Raw genomic sequence first — 21,517 nt, forward strand, 5'->3', positions numbered from 1 at the left:
TGTGACTAACCTACTCTTCCGCTTCGTTAAGCAAGCCGCGTCGCTGGCTCAAAAGCGCTGTGCCGCCAGTCCAACGGCGGTGAGTGATCCGACTGGCCACGGATTTCCCGGGTGGAAGCATGTGACGCTCCATTTTTTGCGGGTTCACATGGACGCGACGTACCGCGAGATTGTGGATTGGGCGAGTGAGATGGATCGCGTTCGTGGTCTGTTACAGCTGGCGCGGACGGCATTTCCCGCACCCTCAACGCTGTATCGGTCGTTTGAGAGGGTGCCCATGTCGATATGGCGTGGGTTCCTTCGTGAGTCCGCGAACATCTGCGATCCGGGCTCGCACGGTGCCATCGATGCCACGTTCTTCGACCGCGAAACGGCATCGAGACACTACCAACACCGCTCGGATCGCCACATACGCACGCTCAAAACGACGGCGCTCGTCGATACAGACTCGTGTGCCATCCTCGATCTTCACTGCTCGGCACACTGGCCTCACGACACACAAACTGGCCGTCGAGTCGCTCTTCGCAACATCGGGAAAATAGAGAGTCTCGCCGGCGACAAAGGCTATGATGACCAATCTCTCCGGGACGCCCTCCGTTCAGAGGGCGTACGGCCTTTGCTGCGTCACCGGCTGTTTGCTGCGTACGATCACGCACACAACGCACGGTTGGACAGCGAGTTATACGGCCAACGCTGGATGGCCGAGACCGCCTTTTCGGCCATCAAGCGTCGGTTCGGCCCCGCTGTCCATCCTCGCGCGTGGTACCGCGAGTTCCGCGAACTCGTGTTGACCGCCACAGTCTACAACCTCGAACAGGCGCTCAAACAGTGACCCCGACGCCGTCATCGGATTCAACAAAGCAGGCTATTCTAAATGATCGTGAGGTGCTTTGTGAGGCTACTGGGTACGGAACCGAGAGAAAAGCTGTCTACAGAGGAAATAACAAAATAATTCGCTCAGAGACTGACGATGTTACTCTCGACGCAACTGTCTATGAAGGAAGTGGTGAGCAGTTTGATACACTCTCTTCTGAAACGATCCAAGACCTACTAAATTGCTTACCAGACCACTGGGACGACGTAGATTTAATTACTGAGACTTCTACAATGGTAGAAGGGCAATTAAAAGCGCTTGGGTATAAGTATTCAACAATACTTCTATTTTGATATCTCCCCTCTGAATGTAAATAGTGAATCGTATTATTGTATTTCAAATTGCGCTAGAAATTCAAACATTGGCGGTTAAATAGGTAGTCCAATAGTTATTTATTCTCACCCACTCGTATCATTATGCCATAAGACCCAGAAATGAACGATAACTATCCCTCTATTGTCGATTTCGTTGAATCACTCTCGGCAGATATCAATTCAATCGCGATTTGTGGAGCTTCTTACACTGACATTGGCGGTGTCGCACGTGTAATTGAACAGCAGGCGATTGCACTCTCTGAGCACGGTTTCGATGTCGAGATCGACACACTTGATGGAAACAAAGAACCGCCAGATGGTGTTACACTATATAAAATCGGCCGGTTTGAGACAACTCCGTATAAAGAGATTGATAAGATTATCTCAACAGTGACTCCTAGTGGTGTAAACTTTATTTCCCGGATGGACAACATTGACCTTGTCATTGCTCACAGATTCCCTTTTTCGATACTGAGCTACCTTGCTTCCCGCGTTCAGGGAACGACCTACGTGTTTTGGTCACATCCCTCCCAGTCATCTGATGATCTATTTGACGGCGCGGCGAGAATCTGGGCGAAGATCCAACATCATCTGGAAACGGGACATTTCACCGTACGGGATGCGGACTATATCTGTGCTGTCAGTGAGGAGTCGAAATCGTATATCGATTCAAAAACAGACCGTGATGCTATCTACGTCCCAAACACTATTCCGGAGTCCCGATTCCCCGAAGTTGCGTCTCAGGCGACGATCCAAGATAGGTATGATATCGAACCAACTGATACGGTTATACTACATGTTGGTCGTATCACACCCCGGAAACGGATTGACAAACTCATTGAGTCTTTCAAGAAAATAAAGAACGACAGCGTCGATTACAAGCTTGTGTTAGTCGGCAAAGACACAATGGACGAGTACGCCGATACCGTTCGCGAGAAAGCGAGTGAGGATGTGATCCTTACCGGCTTCGTTGAGGACGAGATCCTCGCCGGTTTTTATCATATCAGCGATGTTTACGCGACGTGCTCGCTCTCTGAGGGCTGGGGCCTTCCACTTTCGGAGGCGAACCGCTTCGGTACTACGATTGTTGCGTACGACTCCATTCCAGCAGTTCGATCAATCGAGAACGCCGTGTTAGCGACCGATGGTGACCAAGCTGACTTTGAGGCCAAATTAGAAGACGCAATCAGACAGCATTTGAACCAGGCTTGACCAGACGATATCGACGTAAGTTAATTATACCCACACAACGTTCGTTCACGAGATTCCAGTACGTTACTATGAGTATTCGCCAGGCACTTGCTGTTCGTAACAATTGGATCAGAGCGCCGATAATGCCGGATTCGGTCCGGTTCTCGCTGTTTGTGCTTTCGCTCCATTTGCTGACGCTACTTCCTGTGAACCTGCCAGGTATCTCGATTATTCAAGGCGTAACCGGGTTTCTGATCCTTTCATTCATTCCCGGTTTCTTATTCGTCAGCTACGTCCTAGACCGGTTCACTCTCACTGGTTTCCTCTACGCGGTTGGATTCAGCGTCGCCTTCTCGATGTTCATTGGTTCCTCGGCGAACGCGGCTTATCTTGGATTTTCCACCGATCTAGCTCCGTTTACCCAGCCGACGATGTCGATGATTTACGTCGCCGCCTCCGCAGTGTTGACCGGCTTCGTCTGGACCGCTACCGAACAAGCTAACACCCAATCGCTCGTCGATCGACTCTCAGATTACGATGTACGAATTCTCTTGCTCTTGATGTTCGTCCCGACGCTCGCCGTCAGTGGCGCCGTATTCATCAACCAATATGGATTTAATCAGCTTACACTTCTCGCTATTGCTTGTACCGCGAGTGTTCCGGTGTTAGTGTACTACTTTGACGAGCGTGGAAAGTACTATCCGGTGACAATCGCAGCCGTCTCACTCGCCCTTCTTTTACAGAACACGGTCATTATGACGTACCTCAACCGTGGCGATGGGCGGGCGGAGTATGTGATAGCAGATACTGTTCTTGAAAACGGATACTGGATCCCCGGTGCGGCTAAAGACGCAATGCCGCGGATTGGAGTGCTTCAGCCCGCCTACTCACTCTTGACTGACACAAGTCTGCTATGGACATTCAAACTCTTTCATCCGCTGTTGTTCGCCATAGTTCCAGTCGTTACCTATCTTCTCGCTTCGCGATACTTTTCGAAAGACATCGCGTTCTTAGCTGGCATACTGTACATCATTCTTCCCCAGACATACACGATAATCAGTCGGAATACCAGAACAGGTGCTGCAATCTTCTTTACTTCGTTCCTGTTTCTCGCTCTTTTGAACACTGACCTTCCGGACCGCTTCCGGAGGCTCCTCGTTCTCGCCTTCTTTTGGAGTGTGATCACGTCTCACTACGGAGTTGGACCACTAGTGGTGTTTGCTCTCGTCGTTGCGTATTCATTGAACGTGTTAGCATCGATTCTCCTAGACGGAAAACGACCGTCTGAGCTCCAGCTGACACGAGTTGCGTTCTTCACAACCCTGATCGTCGTTTGGTACGGGTTCTTGACGAATGGGACGTTCAGTTTCATCGCCAACTCCATCTACAGGCAGATCTCCGGCTCGCTGTTCTTTACGCCGCAAAGCACGGCCGTTCGCTCGGTAAACATCGCGACAGGCGAAGCGACTGGGGGCGCGTTCGGAATGCCCGCTGGATCTTACGAAATCCTGTTTATCGGGCACGCCCTGCTCGGAGTGTTCACCTCGATTGGTATCAGTCTCGTGTATCTTCGATACTTCGGTCACGGAATTCCCTACCTGCTCAACATACAGCACTGGATAGACCGGAACGTGTTCCCCGGTCTCTCGGATGACGTTCTCGAGGACTCGAATTATGTCCATCTCGCCGTAGGGATGTTCCTGTTTTTCCCGCTTTCAGCTGGACCGCAGATCCTGAGCCCCGGACGACTATTCGCACTTGTGATGATTATCCTTGCCCCGTTCCCGATACTGGTTCTCAGATCGGTTCGGGTCAAACGAATAGGAGCCAAACCTGCGCTAACCTTGATTGTCATATTCTTGTTAGTCACGTCTGGATTTGTCTCGGCGGCGGCGACTCACGACGTCTCTCCCCAACCGATCATCGACGGTGACCGAATCATTGAAGACGGTTCGAATCAGGAACAGTTCTCCTACTATCGTGCGACGGCCTCGCGTAACAGTGTTATCGCTTCAAACTTTATTTTAGGGCACTTCCCCGATGGAGCAACTGTTCACAGAACAGCGCTCGGCAAATTCATCTCAGTGTTCTATGAGGGAGACAGATACGCTAATATCCAGTCTGTTGGTATCGATAGCTCCGTGGAGTCACCAAGTGGATACGTGTATCTCAGCGAACCGGACACGGTTACTGGGGTGAATACGGTAAGCCATCTTGGGTTCATTTTCTACTCGCATGAGCCCCTCCCGTCCTACACCGAATCGAACACTGTCTATACGACCGGACGAGACAAAATCCATTACGACAGATAATAATTCTATCTCAGGATAACTCCTTCACCGGATCATCCTTCCTCAGCGTGTACCCGTTGTCGTGATTTACGCTCTTCATACGTTTGTAATTCTTCGTATAACTCCTCTACAGTGGCTGAAATATCTAGCCAAGAATCACAGTCGACACCCTCATTGGATCGCACGGGTATCTCCGCCCACCTACCACGCTCTATTTGGACCGAAATGAGTGCCTCAGCAAACGACTCTATCTCCCGTTGAACTGTCTCTCCGGTCTCCCCCTCGTCGATCGCAGTCGGAATCCCCCCGGCGTCTGCTCCGATCACGGGCGTCCCACACGCAACCGCTTCCAACACGACGAGCCCGAATCCCTCGTATTTCGAGGGAAGGACGAACACGTCTGCCGACGAGTACAGCGCGGGAAGCTCATCGTCCGGCACGTATCCGAGGAACCGAACTTGCTCGCTGATCTCTAACTCCTGAGCCAACTCTCGAAGAGTCTCCTCGTGACGTCCTGTACCGGCAATCAGGAACTCGAACTCCGGCACGTCGGCTTTCGCGAGCGCTCGCAACGCCAGATCGAGCCCCTTTCTCGCCCCCAACCGCCCGACGTACAGCAATGTCGTTTTCTCTTCAGTCACGGCTGGATGCCGCTCCTCCCGCGGATAAAACCAATCCGTATCGACCCCGTGGGGGATCATTTCTACGTCTGCCTCGTCCAACTGATAGCTCGTCGTCAACTGCTCGTACGCGTGGTCGCTGATCGCGATCACCTGGTCCGCGTCCCGGCTCGCGACGTAGTCCATAACGACGTTCATCGGATGGAAAAAGTACTTCAGTAGGTAGTCCGCCGGCGTCTCTAGGGCGACTGCTCCCTGCTCCCCGAGCGAGGTCCCGTGGCTCGTCAACACGACCGGTGTCTCGATCTCGTTGAATGGCGTCACGCCGATCGTCGAGGCGGGCATCATCGTCCCGTGAACGACATCGTACGCCTCGAAATCGATCACCCGCCGCGCCTTGTAACTGAACCAGAGCGTCTCGAAAGTGACGAGCTTCCGCCGCGCTTTACAGATTCGGTTGACCGTTACGTTCTCGTGGACGTCGGCCTCCTCGTCGGGGCTGTCGATCCACTGCGTGTACACGTCGACGTCGTGCCCGCGCTCTCCGAGACCGTTCGCGAGTTCGACCGCGTACGTTTCGCCGCCACCGACGCCGGGCGGGAACTGTTTCGAGACGAGACAGACGCGTAGCGTCTCCGGCATGTGCTACTTGTACCCCAGCGCGTCGAGCCGTTGTTCGATCTCCTCGCCGACCGCGTCGTCCTCGTCTGCGTCGCCCCCATCTTCGTTGCCCGCGCCACCAGTCCCGTTCTCGATGCGCACTCGTTCCTCGACGTGCGCCTCCAACGCCGAGCGTAGCGACGGGTCCGTCGACGCGGTGTGTTCGATCGCGCCGGTCTCCGTGTCACGCTCGCAGAAACAGGTCTCCTCGCGCGTCCGAAGTGCGTACCGTCGGAGGTGGCTGTGATCGTCTTCGCCGCGCGCCTGCGAGAACACCTGTCGGTCCTCGTCCGGCGGATCTAACAGCGAGAACTCCAGTTCGTCGCCGACTATCCCTTCGATCGTCGCGACGATGTTGAGCGTGCTCGCGGGCGTCTCGACGGTCTCGCTCGTTCCGTCGGGGAGCCGGACGAACAACGGCACGTGGGTGATCTCGTCGTGGAGGTAGCGCGGATGTTCGTAGTAGCCGTGCTCGCCGAAGGCGTCGCCGTGGTCGGCCGACACGATCACGATTGTCTCCTCGAGGAGGAGTCGCTCGCGCAGCGCGTCGAGAAACGCGCCGATCTGTTCGTCGTTGTACCGGATTTCGGCGTCGTACAGGTCGATCAACAGCTCGCGTTCCGACTCCGTGATCGACTCGGGGTCGTCGATCGCGCGTTGGTATAACGACTGGGCCTCGCGGCCGCTCAGCTCCCGGTCCGCGTACCGCGTTGCGTACTCGCCAGGCGGTTCGTACGGGCCGTGCGTGTCCATGTAGTGATTCCACAGAAAGAACGGTTCGTCGACGGTCTGGGCGTCGAGCCACTCAAGCGACCGTTCGTTGATCTCGTCGGCCCGGGCGTAGTGTCGATTTCGCAGCTTGTCGACCGCGCGCTGCGCGAGCGCGATCAGCCTGTGCTGACCGAGATGAAGGTCGTCGTCGAAGGTGTCGAACCCCTGATCGAACCCGTATGCCCGCGAGACGAACGGGTTCGAGTGAAAACCTGCGGTCGCGTACCCCGCCTCGGAGAGCGTCGACGCCACGGTGTCGGTCGCGAGGCGGTAGTCCGACCCGATGGCGACGTCGGGGTACTCTCCGGTCAACAGCGCCGGCACCGCTTCTCGCGTGTGCGAGCTCGCGCTGTACGCGTTCGTATACTGAAGGCTCTCGTCCGCGAACGCGTCGAGCACCGGTGAGGTGTCGCGGTGGTACCCGTAGCACCCGAGATGATCCGCGCGGAGCGCGTCAGCGGTCAGTAGAACAACGTTTGGGCGGTCTTTGCGCATCGTGTTCGGGAAGCATACGCGGCAGTATATGTGTTACGTGCCCGACGGGACTCCCGCCACCGTTTACACTGATACGCTATCTGACTGTTGTCATCGAACCTCATGGTTATACATTACACCTGTATCTGTGTAAAATTGCGGCTGTGCCGATAGTATAGATAATATAACTATTACGCTTTTACGAGTGTAAATGATCAAATCCTAAACTGTCGGTGGGTCTATGCCTCCCTGAGAATACAACTGTTAGTTTAAATGTGGTAAAAGTGGAATTACAACTGCTGTATCCGCGAACAAGAGTGGGAATTCACTGAAATACAGGAGAAGATACGGTGATATCCGGTTGCCCGTCGCGTTCGGACTCGTACGTTCGGTTCGACGGTCCGCGTTTACACAGATCGTCAGGTGATCAGAGAGCAAATCTTTTCATACAAACGAAAGTTCATAATGGCTGACTCACGCTCTCGGAGTCGATGCATATCGCCTTCGTCTCCAACGTCGTGTATCCGTACGTCACCGGCGGCGCTGAAAAGCGGATCCACGAGATCGGGTCGCGGCTCGCGGCCTGGGGCCACGACGTGACGGTCTACGGACGCCACTTCTGGGACGGACCACCTGAGATCATGAACAACGGCATGACGCTCCGTGCGGTCGCTCCCGAGGCGGACCTGTACAGCGATGACAAGCGGTCGATCACGGAGGCGCTCGACTTCGCCGCGCGGGCACTCCCCTCGCTCCGACGGCGGCTTCGCAACGGCGAACACGATATCGTCGTTGCTAGCGTCTTCCCGTACTTTCCCGTGCTCTCGACCAAACTCGCAGCCCTCGGCACGGAAACGCCCCTCGTCACAACCTGGCACGAGGTCTGGGGGGACTACTGGGAGGAGTACCTCGGCTCGCTGGCCGTCTTCGGCAAAGTAAGCGAGCGCGTGACCGCACGGACCCCGCAGCACCCGGTCGCTATCTCGGGGATCACGGCCGACCGGCTCGCGGAGATCGGCCCAGGCTACGACGACGTCGCCGTCGTCCCGAACGGCATCGACACCGAGCAGATACGGACGGCGCCGCGCCCCGACGCGGGGTACGACGTGCTGTTCGCCGGCCGGCTCATCGAACACAAGAATGTCGACCTCCTGTTGGAGGCGTTCGACCGGGTCTGTGCGGGACGCGATCTCTCCCTCGGGATCATCGGCGACGGACCCGAGAAAGAGCGGCTCGAATCCCAGTGCGAGTCGCTGTCGAACGCGGACGCCGTGGAGTTCCTCGGCTTTCTCGACGAGTACGAAGATGTCCTGGGCCACATGCGCGCGGCGGACGTGTTCGCCTCTCCGAGCACACGCGAAGGGTTCGGGCTCACGTTCGCGGAGGCGATGGCCGCTGACTGTTCGGTCATCGCTGCCGACCACCCCGACTCGGCAGCCGACGAAGTGATCGGTGACGCCGGGTTTCTGACGCCGCCAAACGCGGACGCGCTCGCCGCGACGCTCGAGAGTTCGCTCGACGACGACAGCCCCCCCGCCGACCCTGTTAACCGCGCGCAACGGTTCGATTGGGATGCGGTCGCGTCGCAGGCGGAGACGATCTATCAACGGGTGATCGACAGCGAGTCAGCGACGGCCGAGCCGATCTCGGACGCGACGACGCCGACGTAAGCACGCTCCACGTACCGCTTACATCCGCTGGCCGCTTGTTCAGAACTGTCGGCGCCTGAAATGCGAGGCGCTCACTCCCTTTTTAGGGTCTTCGGACCGCAACATACCCAATAATTACCCCCAGCGACAAGAGCGCGAACGGCGTGCCGCCGGCCTCGTCGTCAGTAGATGTCTCTTTGATCGTTCCGTTTGCCGAGTGATTCGGGCTGATAACCGTCGTCTCCGACTGACCGGGTGGCGTCGCGTTCGAAGACGTAGTAGCGTTCACCCGTTCGTTTTCTTCGCCGCCGTCGGCGGAGGCGTTCTCTTCAGCCCCTGCTGTATCCTCCGTCAGGTCGATCTGTGAGCTGTCCGAAATCCCGATAAGCTCGTTCGTCGGTCCCGGAGCGTCGTTCCCGTTCCCGGCCACCGCGTACACCGAGTACGTCCCCGGTGCGAGCCGTATCTCGTCGGCCGAAACGACGTACTCGCCGTCGACACGTGACGCTGGGTACCGCCGCGTCGCCGATGCGTTCGAAACGACGACCGTCACCCCTTGGACGGTGTGCCCGGGTTCACGCTCCGTCAGGTCGACTGAGATGGTGCTGATCTCGTCGCCGTCGCGACCGGGTCCGGGAGTGTCGACGCTGACGTCGTACGCAGGGATCACGACCGGTTGTGGATCGTAGTAAGTCCCGTCGTGGTACAATGACAGCACGTAGCTGCCGGGATCGTACGTCGAGGTGTCGAAGGCGACCGTCCCGTCGGCTGACGGCGCGACGTACCGCTGGTCGACGACGCTGCCGCGGGCGTCGTGGAGATACACCCGATACCCCGTCTCGTCGCCGTTCGTCCGTGCTCGCAGCACTTCGCCGCGCGGCACTCGTATGAGCGACGATACCTGATACGACTCCCCGCCGACGCTTATGGTTCGCTCGGGAATCTCCATCGCCCCGTCGACCGTCACGGCGTGGTCCGCCGCGCTCCCTGCCCCGGCAATAACGAGACAGGCGATCACGAAGCCGATCAGTAGCGTCCGGTACATTGTCTGTAGGTTCCTTCTCGGCATGCCCGCTGACTTATGACGGGAACCCGTCTATCGGAGCGGCCGCAACCGGTCGCGCGGGCCGCATCGAAACTGCTCACGGTCGGTTTTTGTGAAGTTCAGGCATAAAACATATGACAGTGACAAGAGACCGTCGAGGTAATGAGTGCGACCGCGCCCCGACGCGGACGGCTGTCCGTCTTCGTCGCGCTGCTGTGTCTGTCGCTGGTCGCCGGACCGGTCGCAGCCAGCGGGGGTGCCGCCGTCGACGCCGACGCAGACATGGGGCCGCCAGCCGCTACTGGGCCGGGCGTGGCCGCCGCCTCAGTGTCGACCGTCAACGTCACCGACAACGTCTCCGTCTGGGACCGGGCGCCCCTTCCGTTCCGGATTGACGACACCGACGCCGCGACGATGATTCCAACCGGGGCGGTAACCGTCGACTACACGCCGGAGAACACGGGACAGCTCGACGCCCGCCGAACGGCGACCGCGATGTATCAACCGGGAACCGTTAACGCGTCGTTCGAGAGTGTCACCGGCGCCGGAACGAGCGCATTCGCCGGCGAAGACGCACAACTCGTCATCGCACGGGTGAACGCCTCTGCGAGCGATTCCCCGAGCCCGGTGTTCGGATCGCTCGACGAGGTCCGGTCGCTCATCGACCCTGACTCGGATCGGCTCGACGCGACGTACGCCGTCACCGATTCAGGCACCGTCGATTCCGACGGTCGCATCGATGCCACTGTCCAGTTCGACCGCCCCGGGAATTACGTCGTGTTCCTCACGACGGGCGGCAACTTCTCCGCGACTGCCGGCGACCTCTCTGTCGAGGGCCCTGGAACCGTTGTCGGCGTCGACACAGCAATCGTCGAGCGTGAGGCAGCAACTGTCACTGACGTGTCGACCCGTGTCGACCCGGGGACGAACGCGAGCGTGACCGTGGCCCCGGCGACCAACGAGACGAACGTCTCAGTCGCCCTCTACCACGAACCGACGTGGGTGAACTCGCGGACCGCCGTGACGGTCACCGAGCGATTCTCCGCATCGACAGGTCCGCCGAACGTGACGGTCGGGCACTCTATCGACGAGATCAACGGCCACACGGCCGTCGAGGGACCGGTGACGGTCACGGGGATCACATACGGCGACGGCCGGCTCTCGCAGACGACGGCGAGTGAACTCGTCGACTTCCTCGTGAACCGGAACGAATCGGCCGTTGAGGGGCCGAAAACGACGGTTATCGGCGACGGGACCCGGCTCGACGCGTCGGTCGTCGCCGAACGCAACGTCTCTGGCGAGACGACCGTCCAGGTCCCGACGCGCGGCAACTGGACCGCGGGCTCGTACCGCTGGGTGGTCACGACCGACGGCAATCGGACGGCGGACCTGCGGACGGCGACGGGAACCCTCACTGTCGCGTCCGACTCGGGGGGCGGCTTCTCTGTCTCCAACGACCGCCCCGAGCTCGAAAACGCGGCGTTCGGATCGAGGGTAACCCGGACCCGAGATTCAGTCGAGGTGACGCTCGCGGGGACGACGCCCGGCGAACCGGTCCGGCTGACGATCCCCGTCCACGATTCCCAGTTGGCCGAGAGCGGGTACGTCGTCACCGGAGTGACGGCGAACTTCACTCGCGATCTCGAGGGCGACCTCTCGGTGTCGACGCCGGACCAGGCGGGCGTTCCGCCAGTTTCCGCAGACAAGCAGATCGGCTACGTCGTCATCGACCACTCGATGCCAGCTGACAGCGTCTCGAACGCGAGTTACGCGTTCCTCGTGAGCGAGCGCCGGCTCGACGAGGCAGGCATCGACCCTGACGCTGTCGCACTCTTCCGGCTCGAAGCCGACGGCTGGACCGAACTCCCGACCCGGTTCGCCGAGGAGACCAGACACGGCTACCACTTTGTGGGTGACTCCCCGGGCCTGTCGGTGTACGCCATCGCCGAGAGCGGATCGGCGCGGCCGCGGTTCGAACTCAACGAGACGTCGCTCAACCGGACTGCGGTCCTCGCCAACGAATCGGTCGCGGTAAACGCGACGGTAACGAATCACGGAACGGGCCCGGGGAATTTCACCGAGGCCCTCCTTGTAGACAACCGATCCGTGGACAACCGAACGGTCCGGGTCCCCGCCGGTGAGCGGCGGACGCTTCGATTCACACACTCGTTCGGCGCGACGGCTGGGACGTACAACGTCAGCATCGAGAAGGCGACTGTCGGGAGCGTCACGGTGAGCGTCCCCGAGGCCGATCAGGAGCCGTCGGGCTCGGCCGATCCCCCGAACGAGACCGCTCCCTCGAACGACGATGAGAACACCACTACTGCGGAGTCGAACGACGACGCGCCCGCCACCGAGGAGGCGGGTATCGATCTCGGCGGCCGGGGAGCCATTCTCCTCGCTGTGCTGGCAGTCATCGCCGTCGTCGGGATCGCGTATTACCGTCGGTACGGAGGCGTATGATCCGCGCCGCTCTCTCTGGTCGACGGGGCTGGCGGATCGGACGCTCTCGGAGAGATCCTGCGCTCTCACGACGCCAGTCACGCGACACACAGTGGACAAACGCCGGGACAATCACGCACCTCACACGTCTTGCGGCGAAACACCTCCGGATGGAACGGTGTCGAGGCGTTCGGTAACTATGTCACAAGAGACGACGGCCGAATCGGTCATTCGGTGCGAACACGTCACGCGCACGTATCGAGGCACCGGCGGGGCGCGACTGGTTGACCGGCTTCGCGACGACGGTGAGCGGCCGGCAACGACAGCGGTTGAGGACGTGTCGTTATCCGTGTCCCGCGGTGAGGTCGTCGGTATCGAGGGGCCGAGCGGCAGCGGGAAATCAACCCTCCTCCACCTCCTCGCGGCGCTCGACGTCCCGACCCACGGTACGGTGTCGGTGTGCGGTGCGGACACCGCCGACCTCTCTCGACGGGAGCGAACCCGGCTTCGTCTCGAGGACGTCGGCATCGTCTTTCAGCGGTTCCACCTGTTTCCGTCGTTGTCGGCGCGGGCGAACGTCGCGCTGCCACTCGTCGAACTGGGCGTCCCGAAGCGAGAGCGACGCGAGCACGCCGAACGATTGCTCGACAGCGTCGGGCTTGCGTCCCGCACGACGCACACGCCGCGCCAGCTCAGCGGCGGCGAACAACAGCGCGTCGCCGTCGCCAGAGCCCTGATCACGGAGCCCTCGCTGCTCGTCGCCGATGAGCCCACCGGCGAGCTCGACACCGCGACGGGCGACCGGATCCTCTCGTTATTCACCGAGGCGGCCGCCCGGGACACGGCGATCGTCCTCGCGTCGCACGACCGCAAGGCACTCGACATTGCGGACAAGGTGATCACGCTGCGGGACGGAGGTCGAACCGATGGGTGAGCGATCCGCCCGCCTCCGTGGGGGCGTCGAGCTCGGGGTGGCAATGGTAATTCAGCGACTCCGCCACACCGCACCGCGTCGTATCGCGTACTCCATCCTCGGCGTCGCGCTCGCTGTCGGGCTGTTCGTCCTCGTCGCCGGGATCGGTATCGGCCTCGCGACAGGGGATGCGGCCGTCGGATCGAACGCGGACTACCGGATCGTCCCCGAATCCGAATCCAGCGCCACCTTACCGGTGTCTGTCGGCGGACCGCAACTGGGGGGTGTTCACGAGGTGGGCGCCCGACTCGGTGAGCGCGACGACGTCCGGTACGCGTCGCCCGTCGCAGTCACACTCGCGGAGCTGACTCACGGGAACACGACGGAGCACGTCCTCGTGTTCGGCGTCGTTGCGCATCCGGGTCTGCGGGCCGGTGGGCTCAGTTCCGAACCGCTGACGCCCGGAGACCCGCACTACGCAAACGGGACGTACGGTGGCCCGAAGACGAACGAGATGGTCGTTTCGACCGGGACTGCCGATCTCCTCGGCACAACAGTGGGTGAACGAGTGCTGTTGGAAAGCCCCAGCGGCGCCGGTCGGGAGACGGCACGAATGACAGTGACCAACGTCAGTGTGGCCAGTACGCCGGCCTTCGACAGCGTCCCGGTCGCACTCGTTCACCTCTCAGAGCTCCAGACAGCGACGGGTGACACGGGACGGGACACCGCGGATCAACTGGTCGTCGCAGCCGAGTCACCTGCCGTCCGGGACGATCTCGAGACCTTGTACGACCGGACCGAGGTCGTCGCGCGGTCGTCAGCCTCCGGCGTCGGCACCGACGGCGACCTCGCGCTCGCCGTCGGCGGCGCCGGCTTCGTCGTCTCTCTTGTCGTCGGCTCGCTGTTCGTCGCCACCACCACCGGGCTGGAAATTCGTCGCGACCGACGGCTCTGGGCAACGCTATCGGCCCTCGGATTCAGCGCCTCCAGCAGGGCTATCGTCGTCCTCGTCCGGACCGGTCTCGTCGCCCTAGCTGGGGGCCTGACAGGAATCGGGCTCGGGCGGATCGCTATCGCCGTAGCGAACGCCGGCGTCGATCGGTACGTCGACGAGACGACCGTGGCCGTCTTCAGTCCGGAGGTTGCGCTCGCCGGACTCGTCGTGTCCGCCGGTGTCGTCGTCATAACCGGTCCGTACGTGCTGTGGCTGACCAGCAGGGAGACGGCGAAAGCGGGGTTGAGCGCATAGATGTTCGACCGTTTCCGCGCGGTCATCGGGCTTGCTGCGGTCCGCGTCCGGCGTGATCGAGCCCGGACGGTGCTCGCGGTCTGCGCTGTGTCGCTCGCGGTGGTGGCCGTGACGATGCTCGGGAGCCTCGGCGTCGGCGTCGTCGAGACCGGCCAACAGAAGTTCGAGTCGGCAGACCGTGATCTCTGGGTCTCGGGGGGCCCGCTGCGCATTGCTCCCGGGACCGTTGGTGGGTTCCAAGGCGGAATCGTCGACGCGCACGCAACCAGTCGGCGACTCGCGTCGTCGCCGGGGATTGAGACCGCGTCGCCGTTGCTGTTTCAGACGATCTACGTCGGCGCTTCGCCGAACTCCCTTCGGACGGTCGTTGGCGTCGGCGCAACCTCCAGTGCGGGGTTTCAGGTACGGGGTGGCGACGGGTTCGGTCGGGACAACGGATTCTACAACGACGGCGGGTACAACGGGACTGCGTCGCAAAAGATCGTCCTCGGCGACGGGATTCGGTCTACCCTCGGCGTCGCTGTCGGTGAGACAGTTTATGTCGGCGGCACGACCAGCGACGCGAGGCAAACGCGGTACACCGTTGTCGGGACATCGCCGACGTTCTCACGCTTTCTCGGCGCCGACACCGCCGCGTTGCCGCTCGCCGAGTTACAGGCGATGACCGGAAACGCACACACCGATCGCGCGTCGATGCTTACGATCGATGTCGCCGACGACACCGATGCCGCCGATATCAAGCGGACGGTACAGGCCGAGTATCCGGAATATACGGTCCGGACGAACGCAGAACAGCTAGAGAGTATCATCGGTAACCGAATCTTGGTCGTTGCTGCCGGTGTCGTCCTTACCGTGGTTGCGGTGGTCGCCGGCGTCGCGCTCTCTGCTAATCTGCTATCCCTGCTCGTCGCCCAAGAGCAGACCACGATAGCCGCCCTCCGGGCCGTCGGCCTCTCCCGCGAAGTTGTCGCCGGCGTGATTGCCACACAGGGCGTTTATTACGGCATATTTGGGGCGGTCGGGGGCATCGCGATCACAGTGCCGTTCGCGACACTGCTGAACAGCATCGCGGCGTCCCTGTTCGGGTTCAACACGTTAGTTCGTATCTCACCATGGATACTCGCTGTAGGCTCTCTCACTGCTCTCTTCGCGGGCGTCCTCACCGCTATTTTAGCAGGCTGGCGGACGGCTGGCACGGAGCCGCTGGCGGTTCTTGATAGATGAGGCAAATTATTACTATCGGACGGAATCGCAACTCCATGTCGCTGAAAGTGTTAACAATAAGTCATTCTACCGAATCAACAAACTAACTTATTTAAATATTTTAGTTATAAGCTTGTATCGTGTCCATAACTCAATCTTAACCGGGTATATTGATGTGTCTTATAGTAATACTTCCTTAATACCTTATATTGTGAATACTGTCTATAGTGTTACGAAAAAAGAGTTATACATCTGGTATGAAATTCATGACTGTGAAGTGAAACAAGACGGAGTACATTATGAGCAAATCAGAATCCACCTCAATTCAGCCCAAGTCGATCCGACAGAAACGGATATTAGAAACCGCCGCCGAGAACCCAGGGGCGTCACTCGCGGAGATAGCCGAGGAAATTCCGAGCGCCTCAGCCGACCATGTCGACCGCGTCCTCGATCGGTACGGCGACCCCGCGGCGTCCGACGACTCGGACGCAGACGACTCACAGCCGGAGTCACCGACCTCGGCTTCGATGGAGGATGAGAGTCTTGATTCCACGGACGATCCCGAGGACCATCCCGAACCTGAGCAGACTAACCAGACTGACGACCTAGAACCTCCGGCTGAGCAAGAACCTGACGAGTCATCGCTGACCGATATGCCCGACGATACTCCACCAATGGACTCGGACACGGACGCCGAGCCGGCCGGCTCAGTAGCCGAATCAAAGCCTGAACTACACAACGACGCGGAGGAGGTGACTGCTGACGATACCGATACGGTCTCCTCGGCCGACGACACGACTCCCGATCCCGAAGACCTCACGCAGAAGGAACGCGAGACGCTCCGAGCGATCTTCTACGAGCCGACCGCGACGCAGGACCAGATCGCGGATATGCTCAGTATTTCCCGCGCCACAGTATCGAACCGTGTCAACGCTATCTCGGGATTTGACTGGGCAGATCGCGGGTCGTTCGTCGACAAACTGTTTGACGAGCAGTTGACCGTTGGCGATTCCGTGAGTCCGGCCAACGGTGGCGATTCAGTAGCCGCACAAAACGCCGGAAAAGAAGTCGTCACCGACGGTGCGCCAAGCGCGAGTGCCGACCCTAGCGTCAGTGACTCGGCTCCCCGGAATCCGCACAACACCACTAATGACGGCGTTGTGGACGGTCCGGCCCCCTCGGATCCGGAGCCTAGCGACCAAGACGGTACTACGGACAGCATGGCGGCCGAGTCGGGTGACACGGTCGAGGCGATGTCACACCAGTTAGATGAGCTCGCCCAGCAGCTGGCGACTATGGAACAGGAGTTAGACAACTCGAGTGAAGCCGACGAGGAACCTCCACTCGGTGATACTGATCTACTACATAAAGTCGTTCACGCCTGTATGAACTCTGATCAGATCACAGAAGACGAAGAACTAGAGATACTCGAAGGCCTGATGAACTGAGTTGAACCTGTGCTACCTTCACGCCTTATCAGCCACGACGGCACAGTGCCGTTCTCGATTCACTTTTTTGTTTCTGCGCCTGCCGACAGTGTAACCTTCGTGTCTTCGATTGAGTCGACGGTAACCGGCGAATTCACGCTTTGTGCGGCAGCACACGCAAGCGCCGAGACAATTGGATGGTCAAGCCGTGACAGCGGACCAAAGGCGGGCTCGTCGACAGAAATGATGACTTCCCTAGCGACTGTGCTCTTCTCGACCGTTATCTGATCGGCCACTTCGAAGTGTTCCACGAGTGAATCAGCGACCTGTTCGACCGCGCCAAGCGTTGTCTCAGGTGCCTGCGTCGTCCGAATTTCGTCAACCTCTCGCGTCATCTGCTGGCCGGTGGGTGTAAAGGTTATCCCCTCTGATCCGCTCGCATCGTCTGGGAACACGTGCGACAAGCTCTCTGGCGTCTCGAAGCTGCTATCCCGCGGAATGAATCCTCGCGTTTGATCACCGACGGGGACGTACACGGTCACTGGCTGTAGTCCGAGTTCGCTTTTGAGATCGGTTAGCGTCGTCATCGCGCCGTCGTATACGCTCTCGCTCACGCTGATTGGTACGACCCGCTCAGGAGTCAGGTACCACGTCATTGTCCCGCCGAACAGCCCGATGGCCCCAGTGACAAACAACACCGCACGGACGTCTGGAAGAGCCACGCCTCCGAGCACCGCTACGAGGCCGATTACTGCGAGTGCCAACGCGGTTTCCCGGTAAGTAACTGCGCGAGCCCGAGCGTAATCCGTTCGTAACCGCTCGTTCTCTGCCTTTAGCACGTCGACGAGCGTTTCTAACTCTGTAATCCGCTCGGAGGCGTTAAACGAGTCTGCTTCGTCCGTGGAACCACTCGGTACGTGTCCGTCTTTTCTTGTTTCTTCAGTATTCGCTGATCGTAGCGTTGTCGTCGGATCACCGCCTCGATTAAGCTGTTCTACTGCCTCCGCATCGTCGTTGTTCGCATTGGGTGCGCTCATCTCTACTCCGTGGTACGCTCGACTGCCATCACGTCGGTCTCCTGGACGCCAAGTGCTTCCGCCGGCGTTACGGCGGACATCGACGCTCTCCTCCCGATACGTCGGTAACTCGCTAGCGGGTTTCGACCGTCGGCCAGCAGGCTATCTTTCGGCACTGGCCAGCGGTTTGTAGCCGTCGAACGCCCATCACGCTTAGTACGAAGGCTGTCCTGCGGTTGTGGCGGTTCCATTAGCGCACGGACGTGTCTGTCGCTAATTGAAGCTACTGGTGTGGATAACAGAATGTCCTATTTTGTACTTATTTTGCTGAAAATACGTCAAAATCACGTTGTATACACACTGATGGAACATACCACACACTAAACATTCACTAAACACGCTCCAAACACGATAAAGTATAAGAATACACATCGATACCGGTGCTGTGTGCCACGCTCTCTCGTCCGCCGTCTCCTCGCCATCTGTTGTGTCGTACTCGCTGTGGCGGTCGTCGGCGTAACGGCCGGAACGGCGGATACGGGAGCTAAGATCGATCGGACAGAAGCACAGACCGAGGGACCCCGGCCGAATGCGACCGAGATCCGGCACGAGCGCTTGGACAGGGAGAGAGAGTCCGGAAACCCGTCGGCGCTTGAGCGACGTCTCTCCGCTGGCTTGACCGATCGACTGTCGGAGAGCGCAGACAGCATCGAGGCGGGAGAGTACGATGCCGCACAGCAGTTGTTGGCGGCCGGATACGACCGGCAATTAGCGCTGTACATGGAAGTGTATCGGACGGCGGTCACTGCCGACCTCGAGCGCGTCGAACAGCGGCAGGCGCTCTTCGCAGAGACAGCAGCGTTACAGGGGCGATACGCCGAGCGGCTCTCGGCGTACCGGAGCGTCGCAACCGACTACGAGAGTGCCGTCGAAGCAGATGATCGCGAGCGCGCGCAGCGACGCGCACGCGACTTACAGAACATCACGGGCGACCTCCGTCGGATCGAACGGTCGCTCGTCCCACGGTATGAGGAACTGCGCGAGACGACGGACGGTTCGGTCGAGACTGCGAACGGTATCGTCTCGGCCACGACAGCTGACAGAACGCGACAAACGGCGGCGCGCGTTGAATCGACGTACACGGCGACGGAAGTGACCGCCGAGGCCAGCCCCAGCGGGTCGTTCGCCGATCCGATTCGTCTCACCGGTCGCCTGACTGCGGCCGGAACCGACCCGCCGAGCGGAAACGTCTCGTTCCGTGTGAACGGGAAGACCGTCACGACCACGATCGAACCGGACGGGACCTTCGTGCTGCCGTATCGCCCCGTCACAGCGAACGAGGGGCCGGCCCAAGTCTCGCTCACTTACGCGCCCGGTGATGCGGCACTGTACCTCCCGTCACAGACTACCGTCTCGACGAGGATTACGCAGTCGACGCCGTCACTCTCGATAGAGTCTTCGTCTGTCCGTGCGAGCGCCGGATCGTCGGTCACCGCCGCCGGAGGGGTCACGGTCGACGGAGTTCCCGTTCCGAACGCGTCAGTCTCCCTCCGGGTCGGCGAGCGAGCGTTGGCCGAGACGCGGACCGACGACACCGGGACCTATCGATTCGACACTCGACTACCGGCGAACGTCTCCGCAGGAACGCGAACGCTGTCCGTCTCCGTCGGCCGCGCCGGTACTGCGCTGGTACCGGTGAGCGAAGACGCCGAACTGACGATCGAAGAGACGCCGACACGGCTGACGCTGTCCGCGGTCCGGAGCAAGGGTGTCGTGAACGTCGCCGGCCGACTGGTGACCGACGCGGAGACCGGCATTGGCGGGGAGGCGGTCGTCGTGTCGGTCGACGGTGAACGGCGTTCGACCGTCCAGACGGCCGCCGACGGGAACTATCAGGCGACCGTCGAACTGTCGAACGCGACGAACGCATCGAGCGCAGTATCGGTTCGGGCCGAATTTAATGGCGGCGACACGAGCCTGAGCTCCGCGGCCGTCAGCGCCGCGCTCACGCCGCCCGGGGAAGGCGCTCTGATCGACGCCCGAACGCTCACGCTCGCTTTAGCCGTCGGTCTCGTTACGATCCTCGTCGGGGGACTCACGGTCTACCGATACCGACGCGATGGCGATTCCTCGGGTGGCCTACCAACTGATGCGGTCCAACCGACCTCGACCGACCCAGCGGTCGTCGCCGTCCCCCTCGTTACCGATGGCGACGAGTCCGGGACGAACACGGACGCGTCACCGGGCCCCGAGCGACCGGAGGATACCCATGACTAACGGAGACCCCATTACCGGAGACGACGACACCGAGCCGGACGCGGACGGAGCCAGCAGGACTGACGACGACAACGTCGACGGCGCTTCGGGTTCAAAAGTCTCGCTCCCGGGGGACCTGACCGCGATCACTCTGGTCACAATACTTACGTGCGCTGCCGTCGCTCTTCCCGGGGTCCGATCGACGGGGCTCCGCTCCGTACTCACCGTTCCGTTCGTGCTGTTCATTCCCGGCTACGCAATCGTCGCGGTCCTGTTCCCGGAAGCAGGTGTGAGCGACGGCGAGGCCGGCGAGGAGACGGACGGGTCCGAGCGGGCCGTCCGCCCCGGACTCACGTACGTTGAGCGAGCCGCGCTGTCGTTCGGCGTGAGCATCGCGGTCGTGCCGCTCATCGGACTAGTGTTGAATCTCACCCCGTTTGGGATTCGGCTGGCCCCGGTCCTGATCTCGGTTTCGGGGGTAACCCTCGCGGCGTCCGGCTTCGCGGCGTACCGTCGGATTCAGATTCCTGCGAACGAACGGTTCTCGGTGCCGTATCGTCAGTGGAGTCGGTCGGTCGCCGGCGTCTTCTCTGGGCATGAGTCCAACTTGGACCGGCTACTAACCGTTGTCACTGTCGTAGCGCTACTTCTGGCGGTGACGAGTGCTGGATACGCAATCGCCGTGCCGAAGGAGGCAGATGCGTTCACCGAGCTCTATCTCGTCACAGAACAGGACGACGGGGAGTTGGTCGCCGACAACTACCCGACCGAGTTCGTGAGCGGTGAGTCGAAGTCGCTCGTCGTCGGCGTCGGTAACTACGAACACCAAAGTGTCGAGTATTCGCTCGTCGTCGAGCTACAAGACGCTACGGTCGTGAACAACTCGACACAGGTTCACGACCGCGTCGAGTTGTCTCGGCAGCGGCTCACCCTGGCGGATGAGGAAACGTGGGAGAGCCAACTGAACGTGACCCCGGAGATGTCCGGCGAACGACTACGGCTCTCGTTCATGCTGTTCAAAGGTGACCCGCCGTCGGCGCCGACGACAGACGAGGCCTACCGGGAAACCCACCTGTGGATCACTGTCTCGGACAGCGCTGAGCAGTCGTAGCGTTCGAGTGA

The 21,517-nt window shown here is 60.2% G+C and carries 16 protein-coding genes; 12 read left to right on the forward strand and 4 right to left on the reverse strand.

Annotated elements, in window-relative coordinates; genetic code table 11:
- Nucleotide 1: 1 nt before the first annotated feature.
- From ACZ5KW_RS00220 to ACZ5KW_RS00235, 4 genes are all read left to right on the forward strand, one after another.
- Nucleotides 2-832, forward strand: a complete 831-nt coding sequence (locus ACZ5KW_RS00220; protein WP_343778946.1) for an IS5 family transposase — start codon at nucleotides 2-4, stop codon at nucleotides 830-832.
- Entirely contained in the window at nucleotides 829-1,167 is a 339-nt protein-coding gene (locus ACZ5KW_RS00225) for a hypothetical protein (RefSeq protein WP_343778945.1), read from the forward strand. Before ACZ5KW_RS00220 ends, ACZ5KW_RS00225 begins: the two co-directional genes overlap by 4 nt.
- A gap of 141 nt (nucleotides 1,168-1,308) precedes the next feature.
- A complete protein-coding gene (locus ACZ5KW_RS00230) occupies nucleotides 1,309-2,400 on the forward strand; it encodes a glycosyltransferase family 4 protein (protein ID WP_343778943.1) in 1,092 nt (363 codons plus the stop codon).
- Between the two features lie 122 nt (nucleotides 2,401-2,522).
- A complete protein-coding gene (locus ACZ5KW_RS00235) occupies nucleotides 2,523-4,691 on the forward strand; it encodes a DUF2206 domain-containing protein (RefSeq protein WP_343778941.1) in 2,169 nt (722 codons plus the stop codon).
- Between the two features lie 32 nt (nucleotides 4,692-4,723).
- On the opposite strand, the gene ACZ5KW_RS00240 is transcribed toward ACZ5KW_RS00235, so the two are convergent.
- Nucleotides 4,724-5,932 carry a glycosyltransferase family 4 protein gene (locus ACZ5KW_RS00240; protein WP_343778939.1) on the reverse strand — a complete coding sequence of 403 codons (1,209 nt, stop codon included), beginning with the start codon at nucleotides 5,930-5,932 and terminating at the stop codon, nucleotides 4,724-4,726.
- A 3-nt stretch (nucleotides 5,933-5,935) separates the two neighbouring features.
- On the reverse strand, nucleotides 5,936-7,216 hold the full coding sequence (locus ACZ5KW_RS00245) for a sulfatase (protein WP_343778938.1): 1,281 nt from the start codon (nucleotides 7,214-7,216) through the stop codon (nucleotides 5,936-5,938).
- A gap of 470 nt (nucleotides 7,217-7,686) precedes the next feature.
- Between ACZ5KW_RS00245 and ACZ5KW_RS00250 the strand changes: the two genes are divergently transcribed.
- On the forward strand, nucleotides 7,687-8,865 hold the full coding sequence (locus tag ACZ5KW_RS00250) for a glycosyltransferase family 4 protein (protein WP_343778937.1): 1,179 nt from the start codon (nucleotides 7,687-7,689) through the stop codon (nucleotides 8,863-8,865).
- An 82-nt stretch (nucleotides 8,866-8,947) separates the two neighbouring features.
- Here ACZ5KW_RS00250 and ACZ5KW_RS00255 read toward each other — a convergent pair whose 3' ends face one another.
- On the reverse strand, nucleotides 8,948-9,889 hold the full coding sequence (locus ACZ5KW_RS00255; protein WP_343778935.1) for a hypothetical protein: 942 nt from the start codon (nucleotides 9,887-9,889) through the stop codon (nucleotides 8,948-8,950).
- A gap of 162 nt (nucleotides 9,890-10,051) precedes the next feature.
- Between ACZ5KW_RS00255 and ACZ5KW_RS00260 the strand changes: the two genes are divergently transcribed.
- The 5 genes from ACZ5KW_RS00260 to ACZ5KW_RS00280 all read left to right on the forward strand — a co-directional run bounded on the left by ACZ5KW_RS00260 (nucleotide 10,052) and on the right by ACZ5KW_RS00280 (nucleotide 17,144).
- Nucleotides 10,052-12,352, forward strand: a complete 2,301-nt coding sequence (locus ACZ5KW_RS00260) for a PGF-pre-PGF domain-containing protein (protein WP_343778933.1) — start codon at nucleotides 10,052-10,054, stop codon at nucleotides 12,350-12,352.
- Between the two features lie 328 nt (nucleotides 12,353-12,680).
- Complete coding sequence (locus ACZ5KW_RS00265; RefSeq protein ID WP_464388558.1) at nucleotides 12,681-13,265, forward strand: ABC transporter ATP-binding protein; 585 nt, start codon at nucleotides 12,681-12,683, stop codon at nucleotides 13,263-13,265.
- On the forward strand, nucleotides 13,258-14,493 hold the full coding sequence (locus tag ACZ5KW_RS00270; RefSeq protein WP_343778930.1) for an ABC transporter permease: 1,236 nt from the start codon (nucleotides 13,258-13,260) through the stop codon (nucleotides 14,491-14,493). Before ACZ5KW_RS00265 ends, ACZ5KW_RS00270 begins: the two co-directional genes overlap by 8 nt.
- Entirely contained in the window at nucleotides 14,494-15,717 is a 1,224-nt protein-coding gene (locus ACZ5KW_RS00275; RefSeq protein ID WP_343778928.1) for an ABC transporter permease, read from the forward strand.
- Between the two features lie 278 nt (nucleotides 15,718-15,995).
- Entirely contained in the window at nucleotides 15,996-17,144 is a 1,149-nt protein-coding gene (locus ACZ5KW_RS00280) for a winged helix-turn-helix transcriptional regulator (protein ID WP_343778926.1), read from the forward strand.
- Nucleotides 17,145-17,203: 59 nt separating this feature from the next.
- Here ACZ5KW_RS00280 and ACZ5KW_RS00285 read toward each other — a convergent pair whose 3' ends face one another.
- Complete coding sequence (locus ACZ5KW_RS00285; RefSeq protein WP_343778924.1) at nucleotides 17,204-18,160, reverse strand: DUF7982 domain-containing protein; 957 nt, start codon at nucleotides 18,158-18,160, stop codon at nucleotides 17,204-17,206.
- Between the two features lie 654 nt (nucleotides 18,161-18,814).
- Here ACZ5KW_RS00285 and ACZ5KW_RS00290 point away from each other — a divergent pair.
- Together ACZ5KW_RS00290 and ACZ5KW_RS00295 are read left to right on the forward strand one after the other, a co-directional pair.
- Nucleotides 18,815-20,416: a hypothetical protein gene (locus ACZ5KW_RS00290; protein ID WP_343778922.1), complete on the forward strand. Its 1,602-nt coding sequence runs from the start codon at nucleotides 18,815-18,817 to the stop codon at nucleotides 20,414-20,416.
- On the forward strand, nucleotides 20,409-21,506 hold the full coding sequence (locus ACZ5KW_RS00295) for a DUF1616 domain-containing protein (protein WP_343778920.1): 1,098 nt from the start codon (nucleotides 20,409-20,411) through the stop codon (nucleotides 21,504-21,506). The genes ACZ5KW_RS00290 and ACZ5KW_RS00295 overlap by 8 nt, the downstream gene beginning before the upstream one ends.
- Nucleotides 21,507-21,517 lie beyond the last annotated feature (11 nt).

It is taken from the genome of Halorubrum ejinorense (genome assembly GCF_055389685.1).